Raw genomic sequence first — 18,372 nt, 5'->3', positions numbered from 1 at the left:
CGCCCGATATGGCAGAAGTTAGGCCAATTGGCTTCAATGGGGAATCCCCCATGGGTCAGGCAAGGGCTTGGCGCAGGAACCCGGCAAGGTCCTTGCCGTCGATATCCCCAAACGTGCGCAGCTTCACATGCCGGCGTGCCTTGCCCTTCCCCTCCAGATGACCACCCGGATCGCGCAGGCTGGCCCCTTCCGAGAATTCGACCGACACGTGGTCCTTGTAGATGAAGACGCCCCCCACGAAGGCCTTGGGCTGCGCGGGGTCGGGGACCATGACCTCTCCGCCGTACTTGGGGTCAAAGCCCACGCCGGGCGCGATCTGGGTCGCAAGGGCTTTGACGGCGGCGGCGATGTCGCCAAGCTCATCCATTGTCGTCCACCGTGGTCCAAACCGCCATCTCTGTCCCGCCGGGTTCACGGAACTGGAACCGCCGCCCGCCGGGGAACTCGAATATCTCCTGCGTAATCTCGGCCCCTGCGGCCTTCACCCGCGCCAGCATGGCCTCCAGATCATCGGCCTTGAGGACCGGCAGCGGCGCACGCAAGGGCCCACGTTCCACCCCGCCCCCAAGGCCCGCGCCCTGGATGTCCTTATAGTCGGGGCCATAGTCGACATAGCTCCATCCGAAAGCCTCGGTGAAGAAGGCTTGGGTCTTCTCCAATTCAGGCGAGGTGAACTCGATGTAGTCAATCGGGGTGTTGGCATCTGACATCATGGACCACTCCGTTGCCGTGGGACTGCCAACGTAGCCGAGGCCGCCCCCACTGCAAAGGCGTCGTGCAAACCCGTGCCTTCGCCGCATTTCCGCTAGGCGGTCGACGCAGTTTTGCCCCGTATCGGTGATAGGCCCCATGCCGTGACCAAGGACGGAGGCGACGCCCATGTTGGATTCCAGCGATATGCCCTTGCTGATCTGCGGCGTCATGTTCGCGGGGGTGCTGTCGCTTGCTGCAAGCAGCGGGTCGCCACCCGGTCCCGCCCTCACCTTGGATGAGACACGATTTCCCCTGATCCCGGTTGCAGAAGATCCCGGTGGGGAGCCCCTGCAAACCGATGTGCCGACGCAGATCGTCGACGTGGCGGCGGGGTTTCAGGCCGAATTGCTTTTCGCGTATGCGCTGGACGGCGTGGTCGTGTCCCGGCGCGTGTTCCGGGGGCGCGGGGTGAACCAGATCTCACCGCTTGATCTGGGCATTGTCTGGGGCGATCTGGCCGAGGGCGATGCGATCGACAGCATGCGCTTCACCGCCGGGCGGCGGGTGCTGCATTCCCGAACCGACGATATCAGCGCCCTTCCACAGGATTGGGCACGCCACATCACGAATAACCATCTTATCCCGGCCTCCGATACGGTCCGCGAGGCGCTTCTGGCTGTTGAGATTGGGCAGCGCGTCCGGATTACCGGCTTCCTGGTCAATGTCACCGGCGAGACCACGTCCCCTTGGCGCTCGTCGATCACGCGCGACGACGGCTCGATCGTCAGCGGCTGCGAGATCATCCTGGTGCGCGGGGTCGAGGTGATCGGCTAACCCCCTTGCAACAGAAAACGCCCCGCTGTTTCCAACGGGGCGCTTCCAGATTTCAAAACGACAGCCTTATTCGGCGGCGTCGCCTGTGGTCTCTTCTTCCGGCACGGGTGCGGCCAGGGCTGCAGCGGCTTCCGCCTCTGCCTGCGCCGCATCGATGACGACTTGGTCACGCGACTTCGCGATCCGCTCCACGTCGTGGGTGGCCCCACCGGTACCCGCCGGGATCAGACGACCCACGATGACGTTCTCTTTCAGGCCAACCAGTTTGTCCCGCTTGCCCTGAACCGAGGCCTCGGTCAGCACGCGCGTGGTTTCCTGGAAGGACGCGGCAGAGATGAAGCTGCGGGTTTGCAGCGACGCCTTGGTGATGCCCAACAAGATCGGCTCACCCTGTGCCGGACGACGACCGTCACGGACGGCCTTCGCATTGGCGGCGTCGAACTCGGCCTTGTCCACGTGCTCACCTTTCAGCAGCGTGGTCTCGCCCGAATCCTGGATCTCCCACTTCTGAAGCATCTGACGAACGATAACCTCAATGTGCTTATCGTTGATCTTCACGCCCTGAAGTCGGTACACATCCTGCACTTCGTCGATCATGTAGTCGGCCAAAGCCTCCACACCCAACACCGCAAGGATGTCGTGGGGCGCGGGGTTGCCGTCCATGATGTAGTCACCCACCTGCACGAAGTCGCCTTCAGCCACAGGAATGTGCTTGCCCTTGGGCACCATGTATTCGACGGGCTCCAGGCTTTCGTCCGCAGGAACAATGCCGATCCGGCGCTTGTTCTTGAAGTCACGGCCGAATTTCACGTAGCCATCGATTTCCGCGATGATGGCGTGGTCCTTGGGACGACGCGCCTCGAAAAGTTCGGCCACACGCGGCAGACCACCGGTAATGTCCTTCGTCTTCGCCCCTTCACGGGGGATACGCGCGATCACATCACCGGCTTTGACCGACTGACCTTCTTCGATGGACAAAATCGCATCCACCGACATCGTGTACGTGACCGGGTTTCCCTGGTCGTTGCGCATCGGTTCGCCATCTTCACCCACGATGATGATCTCGGGCTTCAGCTCATTGCCCTTGGGGGCCGTGCGCCAATCCGAGACGATCTTCTGGGTCATGCCGGTCGCATCGTCCGTCTCATCCCGGATCGAGATGCCCGAGATCAGGTCCACGAACTTCGCCGTACCGGCGGCTTCCGCGATGATCGGCAGGGTGTAGGGATCCCATTCGAACAGACGGTCGCCACGGGTCACCATCGCACCATCTTCGACAAGCACGTTGGTACCGTAGCCAAGCTTGAACGACGCGCGCTCAGAACCCTGCTCGTCCATGATCGCCAGGACCATGTTGCGGCCCATGACCACGTTCTCGCCAGCCGCGTTCTTCAGCAGGTTGGCGTTGCGCAGTTCGACCTTACCGTCGACGTTGACCTCCTGGAACGACTGCTGACCACCCTGGGCCACGCCGCCGATGTGGAACGTCCGCATCGTCAGCTGTGTGCCAGGCTCACCAATCGATTGCGCCGCGATGATGCCCACGGCCTCGCCGGTGTTCACCTTCGTGCCGCGTGCAAGGTCACGACCATAGCAGGTCGCGCAGACACCCTCTTCCGCTTCACAGGTCAGCGGCGAGCGCATCTGCATCGTCGTGACACCAGCGGCTTCCACCGCATCGGCCTTCCGCTCGTCGATCAACTCACCCTTGGCGACGATGATCTCATCCGTTCCCGGAATGAACACGTCTTCGCCAGCGGTCCGGCCCAGAATACGCTCGGCCAGGGACGCCACGACTTCACCGTCGTTCACGGCCGCTTCCGCCTTGATCGTCAGTTCAGTACCGCAATCGTCCATACGCACGATGCAGTCCTGCGCCACGTCCACCAGGCGCCGCGTCAGATAGCCCGAGTTCGCCGTCTTCAACGCCGTATCCGACAGACCCTTACGGGCCCCGTGGGTAGAGTTGAAGTATTCAAGAACGGTCAGACCTTCCTTGAAGTTCGAGATGATCGGCGTTTCGATGATTTCACCGTTCGGCTTGGCCATCAGGCCGCGCATGCCGCCCAACTGCTTCATCTGCGTGACAGAGCCACGCGCACCGGAGTGGGCCATCATGTAGACCGAGTTAGGCTCCATCTCAGCGCCATTCTCGTCGCGCTTGGAGGCCGAGATCGTGCCCATCATGGCGTCGGTGACCTTGTCATTCACCTTCGACCACGCATCGATGACCTTGTTGTACTTTTCGCCCTGGGTAATCAGGCCGTCCATGTACTGCTGCTCGAACTCTTTCACCTGATCGCGGGCTTCGCCAACAAGATCCCACTTGGTGTCGGGGATGACCATGTCGTCCTTGCCGAACGAAATGCCCGCCTTGAACGCTTCGCGGAAACCCATGGTCATGATCTGGTCACAGAAGATGACCGACTCTTTCTGACCGCAATAACGGTAGACGGTGTCGATGACCTGCTGCACCTCTTTCTTGCGCAGAAGACGGTTCACCAGATCAAACGGCGCTTTCGCGTTCAGCGGAAGCAACGCCCCCAGCAGCACACGACCGGGCGTGGTCTCGTAGCGGACCATGATCTCGTTGCCCTCTTCATCGATCTGCGGCAAGCGTGCCGTGATCTTGGAGTGCAGGTGGATCTCACCGGCGTCCAGCGCGTGGCGCACTTCGTCCACGTCGGCAAAGATCATGCCTTCGCCTTTCATGCCCTCGCGGGCCAGCGTGACGTAGTAGAGACCCAGGATCATGTCCTGCGACGGAACAATGATCGGCGCGCCGTTGGCGGGCGACAGAACGTTGTTCGTCGACATCATCAAGACGCGGGCTTCAAGCTGTGCTTCGAGGCTCAGCGGCACGTGCACAGCCATCTGGTCGCCGTCGAAGTCGGCGTTGAAGGCGGAACAGACCAGCGGGTGAAGCTGGATCGCCTTGCCTTCGATCAGCACGGGCTCGAACGCCTGGATGCCAAGACGGTGCAGCGTGGGCGCACGGTTCAGCAGAACCGGATGCTCACGGATGACCTCATCAAGGATATCCCACACTTCGGGACGCTCTTTTTCGACCAGCTTCTTGGCTTGCTTCACGGTGGAAGACAGACCTTTGGCCTCAAGACGCGAATAGATGAACGGCTTGAACAGCTCCAACGCCATCTTCTTCGGCAAGCCACACTGGTGGAGCTTCAACTCTGGACCGGTCACAATGACCGAACGACCCGAGAAGTCGACGCGCTTACCCAAAAGGTTCTGGCGGAAACGACCCTGCTTGCCTTTCAGCATGTCAGACAGCGATTTCAGCGGGCGCTTGTTGGCACCCGTGATCACGCGGCCCCGACGGCCGTTGTCGAACAAGGCGTCGACGGATTCCTGCAACATCCGCTTTTCGTTGCGGATGATGATGTCCGGCGCGCGCAGCTCAATCAGACGCTTCAGGCGGTTGTTCCGGTTGATCACACGACGGTACAGATCGTTGAGGTCAGACGTCGCAAAACGGCCCCCATCCAGCGGCACCAGCGGGCGCAGTTCTGGCGGGATCACGGGCACGACGGTCATCACCATCCACTCGGGCCGGTTACCGGACTCGAGGAAGGATTCAACGATCTTCAGACGCTTGATGATCTTCTTCGGCTTCAACTCGCCGGTGGCCTCCTTGAGGTCCTCGCGCAGTTGGTTGGCCTCGGACTCGAGGTCAATCGCGGCCAGCATCTCGCGGATCGCTTCCGCACCAATGTTGGCCTGGAACGCATCGGCGCCGTAAGCGTCCTGGGCGTCCATGAACTCCTCTTCGCCCATCAACTGACCGTATTGCAGGTCCGTGAGGCCGGGTTCGATCACGACGTAGTTCTCGAAGTAGAGGATCCGCTCAAGATCACGCAGGGTCATGTCCAGCATCAGGCCGATGCGCGACGGCAACGACTTGAGGAACCAGATGTGCGCAACGGGGGCGGCCAGTTCGATGTGGCCCATCCGCTCACGACGGACCTTTTGCAGCGTGACTTCCACACCACATTTCTCGCAGACAACGCCGCGATACTTCATCCGCTTGTACTTGCCGCACAGGCATTCATAGTCCTTGATCGGCCCGAAGATACGGGCACAGAACAGGCCGTCCCGCTCGGGCTTGAACGTGCGGTAGTTGATCGTTTCGGGCTTTTTGATCTCCCCGTAGGACCACGACAGGATCCGCTCGGGCGAAGCGAGCGAGACCTTGATCTCATCAAACGCCTTGGGCGGCGTCAGCGGGTTGAACGGGTTGTTTGTCAGTTCCTGGTTCATTTCAAATCCTTGAAAATAAGGGCGCGTAAGGGACGGGGGCGACGCGATCGCCGCCCCGGGCAGGCATTGGGCGAATTACTCCGCCGCGATGCCGCCTTCTTCGTCCTCCGCATCCAGGAGTTCCATGTTGAGGCCCAATCCGCGGACCTCCTTGACGAGAACGTTGAACGATTCCGGGACACCGGCCTCGAAGTTGTCCTCACCCTTCACGATGCTTTCGTAGACCTTGGTCCGGCCCGCGACGTCATCCGACTTCACCGTCAGCATTTCCTGCAAGGTGTAGGCGGCGCCGTAAGCTTCAAGCGCCCAGACCTCCATCTCACCGAAGCGCTGACCACCGAACTGCGCCTTACCACCCAGCGGCTGCTGCGTAACGAGGCTGTACGGACCCGTGGACCGGGCGTGGATCTTGTCGTCGACCAGGTGGTGTAGTTTCAGCAGGTATTTGACACCGACTGTGACCTCCCGGGCGAACTTCTCGCCGGTGCGGCCATCAAACAACTCCGACTGACCGCTGGTGGAGAAGCCCGCGCGGATCAGCGCATCGTTCACATCCGCTTCCTTCGCGCCGTCAAAGACGGGCGTTGCAATCGGAACACCTTTGGTCACGTTGCCCGCAGCCTCAAGAAGGCTTTCCTCATCGCGCGAAGCGAAGGCGTCCTCATAGACGTCGTCACCATAGGCGATTTTCAGGGCATCGCGCACCGGGGTCATGTCGCCAGAGCGGCGATATTCGTCCAGTGCCTCGTCAATCTTCAGGCCCATGCCGCGTGCGGCCCAACCCATGTGGGTTTCTAGGATCTGACCCACGTTCATGCGCGACGGCACACCCAGCGGGTTCAGCACGAAATCAACCGGCGTGCCATCCGCAAGGAACGGCATGTCCTCCATCGGGACCACCTTCGAGATCACACCCTTGTTGCCGTGACGACCGGCCATCTTGTCGCCGGGCTGCAACTTGCGCTTCACGGCGATGAAGACCTTGACCATCTTCATCACACCCGGGGGCAGATCGTCGCCGCGACGGACCTTCTCCACCTTGTCCTCGAACCGGTGATCCAGCGCGCGTTTCTGCGTGTCGAACTGCTGGTTCAGGGCTTCGATGTGGGCCGCGTCCTGCTCGTCTTCCAGGGCAAGCTGCCACCACTGACCGCGGGACAATTGACCGTCCAGCAGATCGGCGTCGATGACCGTGTTGGGCTTCACGCCCTTGGGGCCTTTGACGGCGGTCTTGCCTTCGATCATGCCGCGCAGACGGGCGTAGATGTTCCGCTCCAGGATCACCAACTCGTCGTCACGGTCACGGGCCAGGCGCTCCACCTCTTCCCGCTCGATCTGGAGGGCACGTTCGTCCTTCTCCACACCGTGGCGGTTGAAGACGCGCACTTCCACGATCGTGCCATAATCACCCGGCTTCACCCGCAGCGACGTGTCACGAACGTCCGAGGCTTTCTCACCAAAGATGGCGCGCAGAAGCTTTTCTTCCGGCGTCATCGGGGACTCACCCTTCGGCGTGATCTTACCCACAAGGATATCGCCCGGCTCCACTTCGGCACCGATATAGACGATGCCCGCCTCGTCAAGGTTGCGCAGCGCTTCCTCACCGACGTTGGGAATGTCACGGGTGATCTCTTCCGGCCCAAGCTTCGTGTCACGGGCGGCGACTTCGAATTCCTCGATGTGGATCGAGGTGAAGACGTCATCGCGCGAAATCCGCTCGGAGATCAGGATCGAGTCCTCGTAGTTGTAGCCGTTCCACGGCATGAACGCGACGATCACGTTCTTACCCAGCGCCAACTCACCGATATCGGTGGAGGGGCCGTCAGCGATAACCTCACCTTTGCCGATCTTGTCACCCACCTTCACCAGCGGACGCTGGTTGATGCAGGTGTTTTGGTTGGACCGCTGGAACTTGCGCAGGCGGTAGATGTCTACGCCCGCGTCGCCCAACTCCAGATCTTCCGTGGCCCGGATAACGATCCGCTGTGCATCGACCTGGTCGATGACACCGCCCCGCTTTGCCATGATCGCAGCGCCCGAGTCCTTGGCCACGACGGCCTCGATCCCGGTGCCCACAAACGGCGCGTCCGCTTGAAGAAGCGGCACAGCCTGGCGTTGCATGTTCGATCCCATGAGCGCGCGGTTGGCGTCGTCGTTCTCAAGGAACGGGATCAGCGATGCAGCAACGGAAACCAACTGCTTGGGGCTGACGTCGATCAGGTCGATCGCCTCACGGGGGTTCAGCGTGTATTCGCCGGACATCCGCGTGTTGACCATGTCGTTGACGAAACGGCCGTTCTCATCAAGGTTCGCGTTCGCCTGGGCAACCGTGTGGCGCATTTCCTCGGTCGCGGACATGTAGACCACGTCGTCGGACACCACAGCGTCGTTCACACGGCGATAGGGCGTCTCGATGAAGCCGTACTTGTTCACGCGGGCGTATGTGGCCAGCGAGTTGATCAGGCCGATGTTCGGGCCTTCCGGCGTTTCAATCGGGCACATGCGGCCATAGTGGGTCGGGTGCACGTCGCGCACCTCGAAGCCCGCACGTTCGCGTGTCAGACCACCAGGCCCAAGCGCGGACAGGCGACGCTTGTGCGTCACTTCCGACAGCGGGTTCGTTTGGTCCATGAACTGCGACAACTGCGAAGAGCCAAAGAATTCACGCACAGCCGCCGCAGCGGGCTTGGCGTTGATCAGATCTTGCGGCATGACCGTGTCGATCTCGACCGAGGACATACGCTCCTTGATCGCGCGCTCCATGCGCAGCAGGCCAACGCGGTACTGGTTCTCCATCAACTCCCCAACAGACCGCACGCGGCGGTTGCCCAGGTGGTCGATGTCGTCGATATCGCCGCGCCCGTCGCGCAGTTCCACCAAGGCCTTGATGCAGGAGATGATGTCTTCCTTGCGCAGGGTGCGCATGGTGTCTTCCGCGTCCAGATCCAGACGCATGTTCATCTTCACCCGGCCCACGGCGGACAGGTCATACCGCTCAGAGTCGAAGAACAGCTGGTCGAACAGGTTCGACGCCGCTTCAACGGTGGGCGGCTCGCCCGGACGCATCACGCGGTAGATGTCCATCAACGCGCTTTCACGGTTGAGGTTCTTGTCCACGGCCAGCGTGTTGCGCATGTAGGGGCCGACATTGACGTTATCGATGTCGAGGGTTGGAATATCCGTGATACCCGCATCGATCAGCTCTTTCAGCGTCCCGCCGCTGACTTCGCCGTCCTTGCCGATTTCCCACGTCAACTCATCACCGGCTTCGACGTAAATCGCACCGGTTTCCTCGTTGATGATATCCTTGGCCGCAAAGCGCCCGATGATGCCGTCGAACGGCACCAGGAGGTTCTCGATCGAACCCTCGTCGATCCACTTCTTGACCGCGCGCGGCGTTACCTTCTTGCCTGCCTCGGCGATCACTTCGCCGGTGGCAGCGTCCACAAGGTCCGTGGTCGGGCGGGTGCCGCGCACACGCTCGGGGAAGAACTTCGTCGACCAGCCCTTGTCCTTCACCATCGTGTAGGTGACGGTGTCGTAATAGGCATCCATGATGCCTTCCTGGTCCAGACCCAGCGCATAAAGCAGGGTGGTCACAGGCAGCTTGCGACGGCGGTCGATGCGCGAGAAAACGATGTCTTTCGCGTCAAACTCGAAGTCCAGCCAGGAACCGCGGTAAGGGATAATGCGGCAGGCGAACAGCAGCTTGCCCGAAGAGTGGGTCTTGCCCTTGTCGTGATCGAAGAACACGCCGGGAGAGCGGTGCATCTGGGATACGATCACACGCTCGGTGCCGTTCACGACGAACGTACCGTTGGGCGTCATCAGGGGCATGTCGCCCATGAACACGTCCTGTTCCTTGATGTCCTTGACCGACTTGGCGCCTGTATCCTCATCGATATCGAACACGATCAGCCGCAGCGTTACCTTCAAGGGCGCGGCATAGGTGAGGTCGCGCTGCTGGCACTCCTCAACATCGAACTTCGGCGTCTCAAGCTCGTATTTGACGAATTCGAGGATCGCGGTTTCGTTGAAATCCTTGATCGGGAAAACCGACTGGAAGACACCCTTGATGCCTTCGCCGTCCATCGGCTCCAACTGATCGCCTGATTTCAGGAACAGGTCATAGGATGACTTCTGCACCTCGATCAGGTTCGGCATCTCCAGCACTTCGCGGATTTTGCCATAGAATTTGCGGATACGTTTCTGGCCTGCGTAAGTTTGCGGCATGTGCGTGCGCACCTTTCTCTCTCGCGCGGCACCCTCGCCGCCGGGACCTCGGCGGAGCGCTCGCAAGAATTAGGACGTAGCGGATCAATCTGTCTGCCGTCCCACCGGCAAAGCACGATCCGTTTGCTATCGCCTTGGAAAACGCCCCCGCTGCGAGGCTCTTTCCAAGACGAGTTTAGCTGGACCCGGAATTTCCCCCGGACCCAGCCAATTCGTTACCCCATCAACCGGGGCGCTAGACCAATTAGGCCAGCTCGACCTCGGCGCCAGCTGCTTCCAGCTTGGCTTTGACTTCTTCGGCTTCCGCCTTGTCGACGCCTTCTTTGATCTTGCCACCGGCTTCGACCAGGTCTTTTGCTTCTTTCAGGCCAAGGCCCGTGATGCCGCGAACTTCCTTGATCACGTTGATCTTGGAGGCGCCGGCGTTCTTCAGAACGACGTCGAATTCGGTCTGCTCTTCAGCAGCGGCACCGCCACCATCTGCAGGGCCAGCCATCATCACGGCGCCGCCAGCGGCGGGCTCGATGCCGTATTCGTCTTTCAGGATGGTCTTCAGTTCCTGGGCTTCCAGGAGGGTCAGACCAACGATCTCTTCTGCGAGTTTCTTCAGATCAGCCATTTGCTTTTTCCGTATGTAAGTATGTGTTCCAACGCCACAAGGGGCAGGTTCTCAACGGGTGCTTACGCCGCCTTCTCTTCGATAGTCGAAAGGATGGAAGCGATATTCGAGGCAGGCGCGCCAATGGCACCGGCGATGTTGGAGGCAGGTGCGCCGATGCAACCAACGATCGAAGCAATAAGCTCCTCGCGGGAAGGCATCTTCGCAACGGCTTTAACACCATCGGCATCCAGGATGTTTTCGCCCATCGCACCGCCAAGGATGACGTATTTGTCATTCTCTTTGGCAAACTCGTCCGCAGCTTTCGCAGCCGCGACCGGGTCTTCCGAATAGGCAAGAACAGTCATGCCCGTCATCAGGTCCGCGATGCCAGAGGCAGGCGTTCCATCAAGGGCAATCTTGGCGAGCTTGTTCTTGGCAACACGCACGGCCCCGCCTGCGTCGCGAACGCGACCGCGCAGATCTTGCATGTTAGCAACCGTGAGGCCCTGGTAGTGTGCAACTACCACGACGCCAGAGCTTTCAAAGATCTGGCCGAGTTCCTCGACCACTTTCTCTTTCTGGGCTCTATCCACAGGTTTTCTCCAACTTGGCGACCCTAAAACATTTAGGGCCAACCGCTCTATTAACCGGATCGCTCCGGCGGTTTTTGGTCCGCAATACAACGGAACCGAACACCGCCAAGCGCTCAACGGGTTGAGCGTTCAACAAAGTCTGATCCCATCTCGGGCAGGAATTAACGGGATTTTAAGGCCCCAACCCACCGTCTCGGACGAAACGCAAAAGAGCGTCCGACGAATCGCACGCTCTGCTGCATGGGCGTCACTAAACGGATCGGTGCAGTTTGCCAAGGGCCGCAGAGAGGAAAATGGCCTCAACCTGCCGTTTGGGTTAGGCTGACCGCCTACGTAAGGCACCAAGCCCCAAAAGCGCGCCAACAAGAAGAAGGGCTGCACCAGGCAGCGGGATAGGTGCGGCTGTCAGCGTATAGTTGTAGTTGCTTGCAAGATCTGCCGATTGTTGCCCGTTGGCGCGTTCAAAGCCCCAAAGCCCGCTCGCCGGAGTCGTCGACGGTTCTGCGAACCCGGCAATTTCCGAGACCCGCAGCACGGTCACAAAGGGATCCCCCGGAGACGCTACGTCATCAAAGAATGTGCCCGAGAATGCCGTGATCTCGTTCAGATCAAGCAATCCATCCATATCCAGATCATCGAATGCGATGGTGAAGTCCGTGAACCCGAATTGGGCCGTGCCTTCTGCCGAAAGAACATACGCAACAGTCGAAGCCTGAGCAGACCCCGTTGCAAGGGCAAGCGCCCCAGCGGCACAAATCGTTCGGAAAAGTGACATGTGACATCCCCCCAAAAAAATGGGGACTATCACTATCGTGAGACGGAGCCTCGGTGAAGAGGGCTCCGCACCCATCTCCTGATATCACGCCTTGTGATTTCAAAAGGACCCATCGCCCGCCCAAAAACATGAAAAAGGCGCCCCGGTCTGGGGCGCCCTTCTGAATTCTGAACCGCGGAGGCTTAGTTGCCCGTCGCGTTGTCGATGTTCAAAGATACGCCCGGCCCCATGGTGGAGGTCAGGTTGATCTTCTGCATGTACGATCCCTTGGCACCCGTAGGCTTCGCCTTGGAGACGGCATCCACGAAGGCGCGGATGTTCTCGACCAGCTGCGCCTCGGTGAACGAGACTTTGCCGACGCCCGCGTGCACCACGCCGGCCTTCTCGGCCTTGAACTGGACCTGACCGCCCTTGGCGGCTTCAACGGCCTCTTTGACGTCCATGGTCACCGTGCCGATCTTCGGGTTCGGCATCAGGTTCCGGGGGCCAAGCACCTTACCCAGACGACCCACGATGGGCATCATGTCGGGCGTGGCGATGCAGCGATCAAACTCGATGGTGCCGCCCTGGACGGTTTCCATCAGATCCTCGGCACCGACGATATCCGCGCCAGCCGCCGTGGCTTCATCGGCCTTGGGGCCGCGGGCGAACACGGCCACACGGACCGTCTTGCCGGTGCCGTTGGGCAGGTTCACCGTGCCGCGGACCATCTGGTCGGCGTGGCGCGGGTCAACACCCAGCTTCATCGCGATCTCGATGGTTTCATCGAACTTGGTCTTGGAGTTGCCCTTCAGAAGCGCGACGGCCTCTTCAACGGACAGGTTCTCTTTGCCTTCAACGGCTGCTTTTGCAGCGGCGAAGCGTTTTCCCATTTTACCCATGGTTTAGCCTTTCACCTCGATGCCCATCGACTTGGCGGAACCAAGGATGATCTTCATTGCTGCTTCCACGTCGTTTGCGGACAGATCGACCATCTTCGCTTCTGCGATCTCGCGCAGTTGCTTGGGCGTGATCGTGGCAATGGTCTCACGACCGGGAAGCTCTGCGCCACGGGGGCGGTTACGCTTGCCGACGTTCTTCAGGCCAGCGGCTTTTTTCAGGTAGTAAGACGCGGGCGGCGTCTTGATGTCCATCGTGAAGGACTTGTCCTGGTAGTACTGGATGACGGTCGGGCACGGCGCGCCCTGCTCCATCTCCTGCGTCTTGGCGTTGAACGCCTTGCAGAATTCCATGATGTTGATGCCGCGCTGACCCAGCGCAGGGCCCACGGGGGGGCTTGGGTTCGCTTGACCTGCAGGGATCTGCAGCTTCATCGAGCCGACGAGTTTCTTGGCCATGGGGCCTCTCCTTTATCCAACGGCCCCGCAACGCGAAGGGGACCTATGTGGCCGTGGTCTGGTCCGACGATCGCGATCGCCTCGCCTCCCACGGATTATGCCGGGGCGGAACATACCCGCACCCGGAAGCCCGGCGTTTAAGATGGAATCAGATGGTTGGCAATGGAAAATCCAAAGCCTGCCGGTGTCAGGCCCGGGGCTTGCGCCGCGCCCCTGCCGCCGCGCCCGCCAGACCCAACGCCGACAGCAACAGCACCGCACCCGCAGGTAGCGGGACAGCCGCAGGAAGCGCCTCCAAGGTCAGGCGCAGGCTTGCTTGGGTCACGTTGAAATCGCCCAGTCGTGCGCTCACACCGAAATCAAGGTAGCCGTCTCGCAGCATCCGGTCGAAAAAGAACGTGGGGATCTCCCGTGTCAGGAGGCCGCGATTGGGGAAAAAACCGTAGGCCGTCGTGCGGATCCGCTCCAGATCCCTCTCACACCTCGTGTAGGTCGCGCTCACGACAACGCACGTGCCTCCCACAGTGCGGAGGTAGGTGTTGTCTTGGAAAACGCTGCGGAGACTGGCGATCTCTGCGCCAAACACCCGCAGCTCCGCGATCTCCAACGGATCACTCCGATACACGAAGCGGGTCCGTTCAAAGTAGGCCGTGTGCATGGATGGCGTTGTCGGCGTATAGGTATTGCGCACGTTCCTGTAGCCGTTGAACCCCGAGATGCTGTCGATTGACGAACCGCCATCCTCATCCCGCAGCCCAAGGTCAATCGTGGCGCTGGTGATCGCGTGGTCTGCCAGAATGGCGTTCAGGTCGACGCGCTGCGATATCGGAGTGCCTTCGGTGACATAGCCGGTGTTGAGGTTCAGCGTGACCGTTGTGGCCTGTACTGTCGTGGCGGCTGCCACGAACCCAAGGATCAGGGCGAATTTCTTAAACATGGCGGGGCCTCTTTATTCCACCTGCGCAACAAGCGTCGCAGCAGGGCGCTATCGTTTCCAAAAAACAAATAAACCGACGGTTCCCGCCATTTAATTTACGCCATCTAACCCAAGACCACCTTAAATCTAAAGAAAATTTTCGAAAAACAGTCTGTCTCCTGATTGGACTTCCCCAACGAAAAAGGCCGCCCCAACCGGAGCGGCCCATCCAATCCCACAAACAGGGACCCTTACATCTGCTTGGTCACCTGCGTGAACTCCAGCTCGACCGGCGTCGCGCGGCCGAAGATGGAGACCGTCACCTTCAGGCGCTGATTCTCTTCGTCGACTTCCTCGACCATGCCGTCGAAATCCTCGAACGGGCCGTCGCTGACCTTCACCTTCTCCCCCACATCGTAGGTGATGGTGGAACGCGGCGCGGCTTCGCCCTCTTCCACGCGGTTGAGGATCGCGTTCACCTCTTCATCGCGCATCGGCATCGGGCGGCCCTGGGGCCCGAGGAACCCCGTGACCCGCTGGATCGACGAGATCACGTGGTAGCCCACGTCCGTCATCTCCATGCGTACCAGAACGTAGCCGGGCATGAAGCGGCGGGGCACGGTGACCTTCTTGCCGCGACGGATCTCGATCACTTCCTCTTCGGGAACCAGCACTTCCTCGATCACGTCTTCCAGGCCCTTTTCGGCCACGGCGGTCCTGATCTGCTCGGCAATGCGTTTTTCAAAGTTCGACAGGACCGAGACCGAATACCAGCGCTTCGCCATGAGTGCGTTCCGTTTATTAGCAGGCCCACAGGCGGGGCCGAATGTTTCAACCGGGCCAGAATCGGCCCTCTCCCCATTACCACATCCCAGCGGTGCGCGCTGTCAGATGCTGTGAAGTAGGGGGATGTTGGCGGATTACGCGCCAGGGCCGGGGAAATCAAGCCCCGGCAACACCTGTCAGCCGAAAGAGGTCAACAACAGCTCAAGCGCGGTGCGGATCACGAAATCAACGCCGAAAAAGAAGATCGCGGCCACGACAGCCATCACGAAGACCATCGCCGTGGTGGTGATCACCTCGCGGCGGGACGGCCAGACAACCTTCGCCACTTCAGAGCGGGTCTGCTGCAAAAACTGGAACGGATTCGTCATGGCGTGGTCACTTCCTTGGATCAGGGTGGCATATACGCATGGGAACCGGGTCATGCAAGGAGGCTTACGCAGGTGACAGCGATCCTGATTCTGGGGGCCGCCGTGTGGCGGGACGGCCCCTCGCCCACGCTGATGCGCCGCACGTTGCACGCGGCGACCCTGTTTCATGCGGGCCGGGGCGACGTGGTGATCCCCTGCGGTGGCACGGGGCAATTCCCACCGTCCGAGGCCGCGGCGATGGCGGCTATACTGCGCCAAGCCGGCGTGCCACAGGATGCGATCCGGCTGGAAGATACCTCTACGAATACCGGCGAAAACATCCGCAACGCGGCGGCCATGTTGGGCGACGCGCGCGATGTGCTGATCGTGTCGGACGCCTTCCACCTGCCCCGCGCCCGCCTGATCGCCCGGCGCGAGGGGCTGCGCGTGACCACCAGCGCACCGCCACTGAAAGGCGCGCGGCTATGGCCGCAAATCAAGGGCTGGCTGCGCGAAGTGCCGGGGGTGATCGCCGTCTTGCTTCGCATTCGTTAGCGGTAGACGTCGACCTCGACCCACTGACCTCGGGGCAAGGCGGCGTAGGCTCGGACAACCACAGTTGCACCCCCACGCATAATATCCGCAGCCGCCTGGGCCGAGATATAGCCTTCGCGAACGTAAGTCTCGATCAGCGCGCGGTCGTCGGCATCGGCAAACAGCGGATCCCACTCGTCGCCTGCTTGCCGAATGCCAAAGCGATGATAATTCGCACGGTCCTGTCGCAACACCTGCCACGGGGCACTCAGACGGGCACCGTTGGAGTTATGAAGATCAGCTTCACCGATGAACGCGACATATTCCGCAACCGGGGCCGGCGCAGCAGCGGATTGGGCAATGGCAATTGCGGGCATAAGGAAAAGCGCCAACGCGGCCGCGCTAAGTTCCAAACGCACTACTCCATGGTGTTCCGGCGCAAGCTATTGCAACGCCCGGTCAAGTGAAACACGATCGGCAGGATGGTCTGGCAGGGGCGGAGAGACTCGAACTCCCGGCCGTCGGATTTGGAATCCGGTGCTCTACCAACTGAGCTACGCCCCTAGACCGACGCAGGGAGTAGGCCGGATTTCCGCCCATGTCCAGCCCGTCAAAAGCCCGTGCCTACGGAAATCCATACTCTTACTTCGCAAAAATCCCGTGTTACGATCCTTGAGGTTACCCCTTCTGGAGAAAACCCCTTATGCGATCCCTTATTTTAACCCTTTCCCTCGCCCTTGCCCTGCCCCTGATGCCCACGATGGCCACGGCCGATAGCCACAGCTGCAACCAATTGCGCCAAAACGTCGTGAACCACGTTCCCCCCGTGTCGCACAACCTGCCCTACGGCGCGCTGTCTTGCGCGGCCATCAGCGAATTGCACCTGCTGCTAATCCGGGGCGGCTCGTATTCCAACCACTACCTGACCCAGCAAATCGAAGCGGTCTTCCGCCGCGAAGGCCTGATCCGGTAAACCGTCCTCGCAGCGGTTTTGCGTGGGCGGTTAATGGGAGGTTAACGGAATCGGGAATTTGTTTTTCTTCAATGGCTTATGGACTTGCTCAAGCTTGAGCAGGTTTGAGCAGGCACAAAAAAGGCCCCCACTGGTTGGCGGGGGCCTTTCTTTATCTCAACCGTGCGGGTCGGCAGGTTTTGGCTCACCAAAACCGCCTTTTCCCGCCGTTCGCAAAAATTATTCAATAATTTTTGCAACCACACCAGCACCAACGGTCCGGCCACCCTCGCGGATAGCGAAGCGCAGGCCGTCTTCCATCGCGATCGGGGCGATCAGCTCGACGTTGAACTTCAGGTTGTCGCCCGGCATCACCATCTCGGTGCCCGCGGGCAGCTCGACCGTGCCCGTCACGTCCGTCGTGCGGAAGTAGAACTGCGGGCGGTAGTTGGCGAAGAACGGCGTGTGACGGCCCCCCTCTTCCTTGGTCAGGATATACGCCTCGGCCTCGAACTTCGTGTGCGGCGTGACGGAACCGGGCTTGACCAGAACCTGGCCACGCTCAACGCCTTCACGGTCCACACCACGCAGCAGCGCGCCGATGTTGTCGCCCGCCTCACCACGATCCAGCAGCTTGCGGAACATTTCCACGCCCGTGCAGGTCGTCTTCGAGGTGTCGCGGATGCCCACGATCTCGATCTCGTCGCCGACGTTGATCACGCCACGCTCGACGCGACCGGTCACAACCGTACCGCGACCCGAGATCGAGAACACGTCCTCGATCGGCATCAGGAACGGCTGGTCCACGGCGCGCGCGGGCGTCGGGATGTACTCGTCCACGGCCTTCATCAGCGCGGTGATGGAGTCCTTGCCGATCGCATCATCGCGGTCTTCCAGGGCGGCCAGCGCCGAGCCGGGGATCACGGGGATGTCGTCGCCGGGGTAGTCGTAGGAGGACAGCAGCTCGCGGATCTCCATTTCCACCAGTTCCAGCAGTTCCTCGTCGTCCACCTGGTCGACCTTGTTCATGTAGACGACCATGTAGGGGATGCCGACCTGACGGCCGAGCAGGATGTGCTCACGCGTCTGGGGCATCGGGCCGTCGGCCGCGTTCACGACCAGGATCGCGCCGTCCATCTGGGCGGCACCGGTGATCATGTTCTTCACGTAGTCGGCGTGGCCGGGGCAGTCGACGTGCGCGTAGTGGCGCGTGTCCGTCTCGTACTCCACGTGCGCCGTCGAGATCGTGATCCCGCGCGCGCGCTCCTCAGGGGCCGAGTCGATCGACGCGTAGTCCTGAAAATCGCCATACTGCTTCGTGATCGCCGCCGTCAGCGTCGTCTTGCCGTGGTCAACGTGCCCAATCGTGCCGATGTTCACATGCGGCTTAGAGCGTTCAAACTTTTCCTTTGCCATGGGATGGCACCTCGCACTTGGGTCTGCATCTCCGATGGGGGCGCAAACACGTTTCATCATCGCGGGCGAGGTATGCG

Annotated in this window: 17 protein-coding genes and 1 tRNA gene; 3 read left to right on the top strand and 15 right to left on the bottom strand. The window is 60.7% G+C overall.

Annotated features, from left to right (window positions below):
* Positions 1-55: 55 nt before the first annotated feature.
* Positions 56-367, bottom strand: a complete 312-nt coding sequence (locus KUL25_RS18100; RefSeq protein ID WP_257894190.1) for a DUF1801 domain-containing protein — start codon at positions 365-367, stop codon at positions 56-58.
* Entirely contained in the window at positions 360-713 is a 354-nt protein-coding gene (locus KUL25_RS18095) for a VOC family protein (RefSeq protein ID WP_257894189.1), read from the bottom strand. Before KUL25_RS18095 ends, KUL25_RS18100 begins: the two co-directional genes overlap by 8 nt.
* A gap of 166 nt (positions 714-879) precedes the next feature.
* On the opposite strand from KUL25_RS18095, the gene KUL25_RS18090 reads away from it, so the two are divergent.
* Entirely contained in the window at positions 880-1,527 is a 648-nt protein-coding gene (locus KUL25_RS18090; protein ID WP_257894188.1) for a hypothetical protein, read from the top strand.
* Positions 1,528-1,593: 66 nt separating this feature from the next.
* On the opposite strand, the gene rpoC is transcribed toward KUL25_RS18090, so the two are convergent.
* From rpoC to secE, 10 genes are all read right to left on the bottom strand, one after another.
* On the bottom strand, positions 1,594-5,805 hold the full coding sequence (gene rpoC / locus KUL25_RS18085) for a DNA-directed RNA polymerase subunit beta' (protein WP_257894187.1): 4,212 nt from the start codon (positions 5,803-5,805) through the stop codon (positions 1,594-1,596).
* A gap of 75 nt (positions 5,806-5,880) precedes the next feature.
* On the bottom strand, positions 5,881-10,038 hold the full coding sequence (gene rpoB / locus KUL25_RS18080; RefSeq protein ID WP_257894186.1) for a DNA-directed RNA polymerase subunit beta: 4,158 nt from the start codon (positions 10,036-10,038) through the stop codon (positions 5,881-5,883).
* Positions 10,039-10,282: 244 nt separating this feature from the next.
* Entirely contained in the window at positions 10,283-10,657 is a 375-nt protein-coding gene (gene rplL / locus KUL25_RS18075; protein ID WP_068356056.1) for a 50S ribosomal protein L7/L12, read from the bottom strand.
* Positions 10,658-10,719: 62 nt separating this feature from the next.
* Positions 10,720-11,232 (bottom strand): 50S ribosomal protein L10, encoded by a 513-nt coding sequence (gene rplJ / locus KUL25_RS18070; RefSeq protein WP_257894185.1) that lies wholly within the window; start codon positions 11,230-11,232, stop codon positions 10,720-10,722.
* Between the two features lie 316 nt (positions 11,233-11,548).
* Complete coding sequence (locus KUL25_RS18065; RefSeq protein ID WP_257894184.1) at positions 11,549-12,007, bottom strand: hypothetical protein; 459 nt, start codon at positions 12,005-12,007, stop codon at positions 11,549-11,551.
* 182 nt (positions 12,008-12,189) lie between these two features.
* On the bottom strand, positions 12,190-12,888 hold the full coding sequence (gene rplA / locus KUL25_RS18060; protein WP_257894183.1) for a 50S ribosomal protein L1: 699 nt from the start codon (positions 12,886-12,888) through the stop codon (positions 12,190-12,192).
* 3 nt (positions 12,889-12,891) lie between these two features.
* Positions 12,892-13,344 carry a 50S ribosomal protein L11 gene (gene rplK / locus KUL25_RS18055; protein ID WP_257894182.1) on the bottom strand — a complete coding sequence of 151 codons (453 nt, stop codon included), beginning with the start codon at positions 13,342-13,344 and terminating at the stop codon, positions 12,892-12,894.
* Positions 13,345-13,531: 187 nt separating this feature from the next.
* On the bottom strand, positions 13,532-14,281 hold the full coding sequence (locus KUL25_RS18050; protein ID WP_257894181.1) for a hypothetical protein: 750 nt from the start codon (positions 14,279-14,281) through the stop codon (positions 13,532-13,534).
* A gap of 230 nt (positions 14,282-14,511) precedes the next feature.
* A complete protein-coding gene (gene nusG, locus KUL25_RS18045; protein ID WP_068356035.1) occupies positions 14,512-15,045 on the bottom strand; it encodes a transcription termination/antitermination protein NusG in 534 nt (177 codons plus the stop codon).
* A gap of 177 nt (positions 15,046-15,222) precedes the next feature.
* Positions 15,223-15,414, bottom strand: coding sequence for a preprotein translocase subunit SecE (secE, locus tag KUL25_RS18040; protein WP_068356094.1), 192 nt, complete (start codon positions 15,412-15,414; stop codon positions 15,223-15,225).
* 72 nt (positions 15,415-15,486) lie between these two features.
* Between secE and KUL25_RS18035 the strand changes: the two genes are divergently transcribed.
* Complete coding sequence (locus KUL25_RS18035) at positions 15,487-15,948, top strand: YdcF family protein (protein WP_257894180.1); 462 nt, start codon at positions 15,487-15,489, stop codon at positions 15,946-15,948.
* On the opposite strand, the gene KUL25_RS18030 is transcribed toward KUL25_RS18035, so the two are convergent.
* On the bottom strand, positions 15,945-16,346 hold the full coding sequence (locus KUL25_RS18030) for a hypothetical protein (RefSeq protein ID WP_257894179.1): 402 nt from the start codon (positions 16,344-16,346) through the stop codon (positions 15,945-15,947). The two genes, KUL25_RS18035 and KUL25_RS18030, sit on opposite strands and share 4 nt — an antisense overlap.
* A gap of 69 nt (positions 16,347-16,415) precedes the next feature.
* Positions 16,416-16,491, bottom strand: a tRNA-Trp gene (locus KUL25_RS18025).
* 139 nt (positions 16,492-16,630) lie between these two features.
* Between KUL25_RS18025 and KUL25_RS18020 the strand changes: the two genes are divergently transcribed.
* Positions 16,631-16,900 carry a hypothetical protein gene (locus KUL25_RS18020; protein WP_257894178.1) on the top strand — a complete coding sequence of 90 codons (270 nt, stop codon included), beginning with the start codon at positions 16,631-16,633 and terminating at the stop codon, positions 16,898-16,900.
* A 219-nt stretch (positions 16,901-17,119) separates the two neighbouring features.
* Here the strand turns inward: KUL25_RS18020 and tuf are convergent, their stop codons facing one another.
* Complete coding sequence (tuf, locus tag KUL25_RS18015; RefSeq protein ID WP_257894177.1) at positions 17,120-18,295, bottom strand: elongation factor Tu; 1,176 nt, start codon at positions 18,293-18,295, stop codon at positions 17,120-17,122.
* Positions 18,296-18,372 lie beyond the last annotated feature (77 nt).

The organism is Gymnodinialimonas phycosphaerae (assembly GCF_019195455.1).
Lineage (GTDB): Bacteria > Pseudomonadota > Alphaproteobacteria > Rhodobacterales > Rhodobacteraceae > Gymnodinialimonas > Gymnodinialimonas phycosphaerae.
This window is presented reverse-complemented; position numbering and strand designations above follow the sequence as displayed.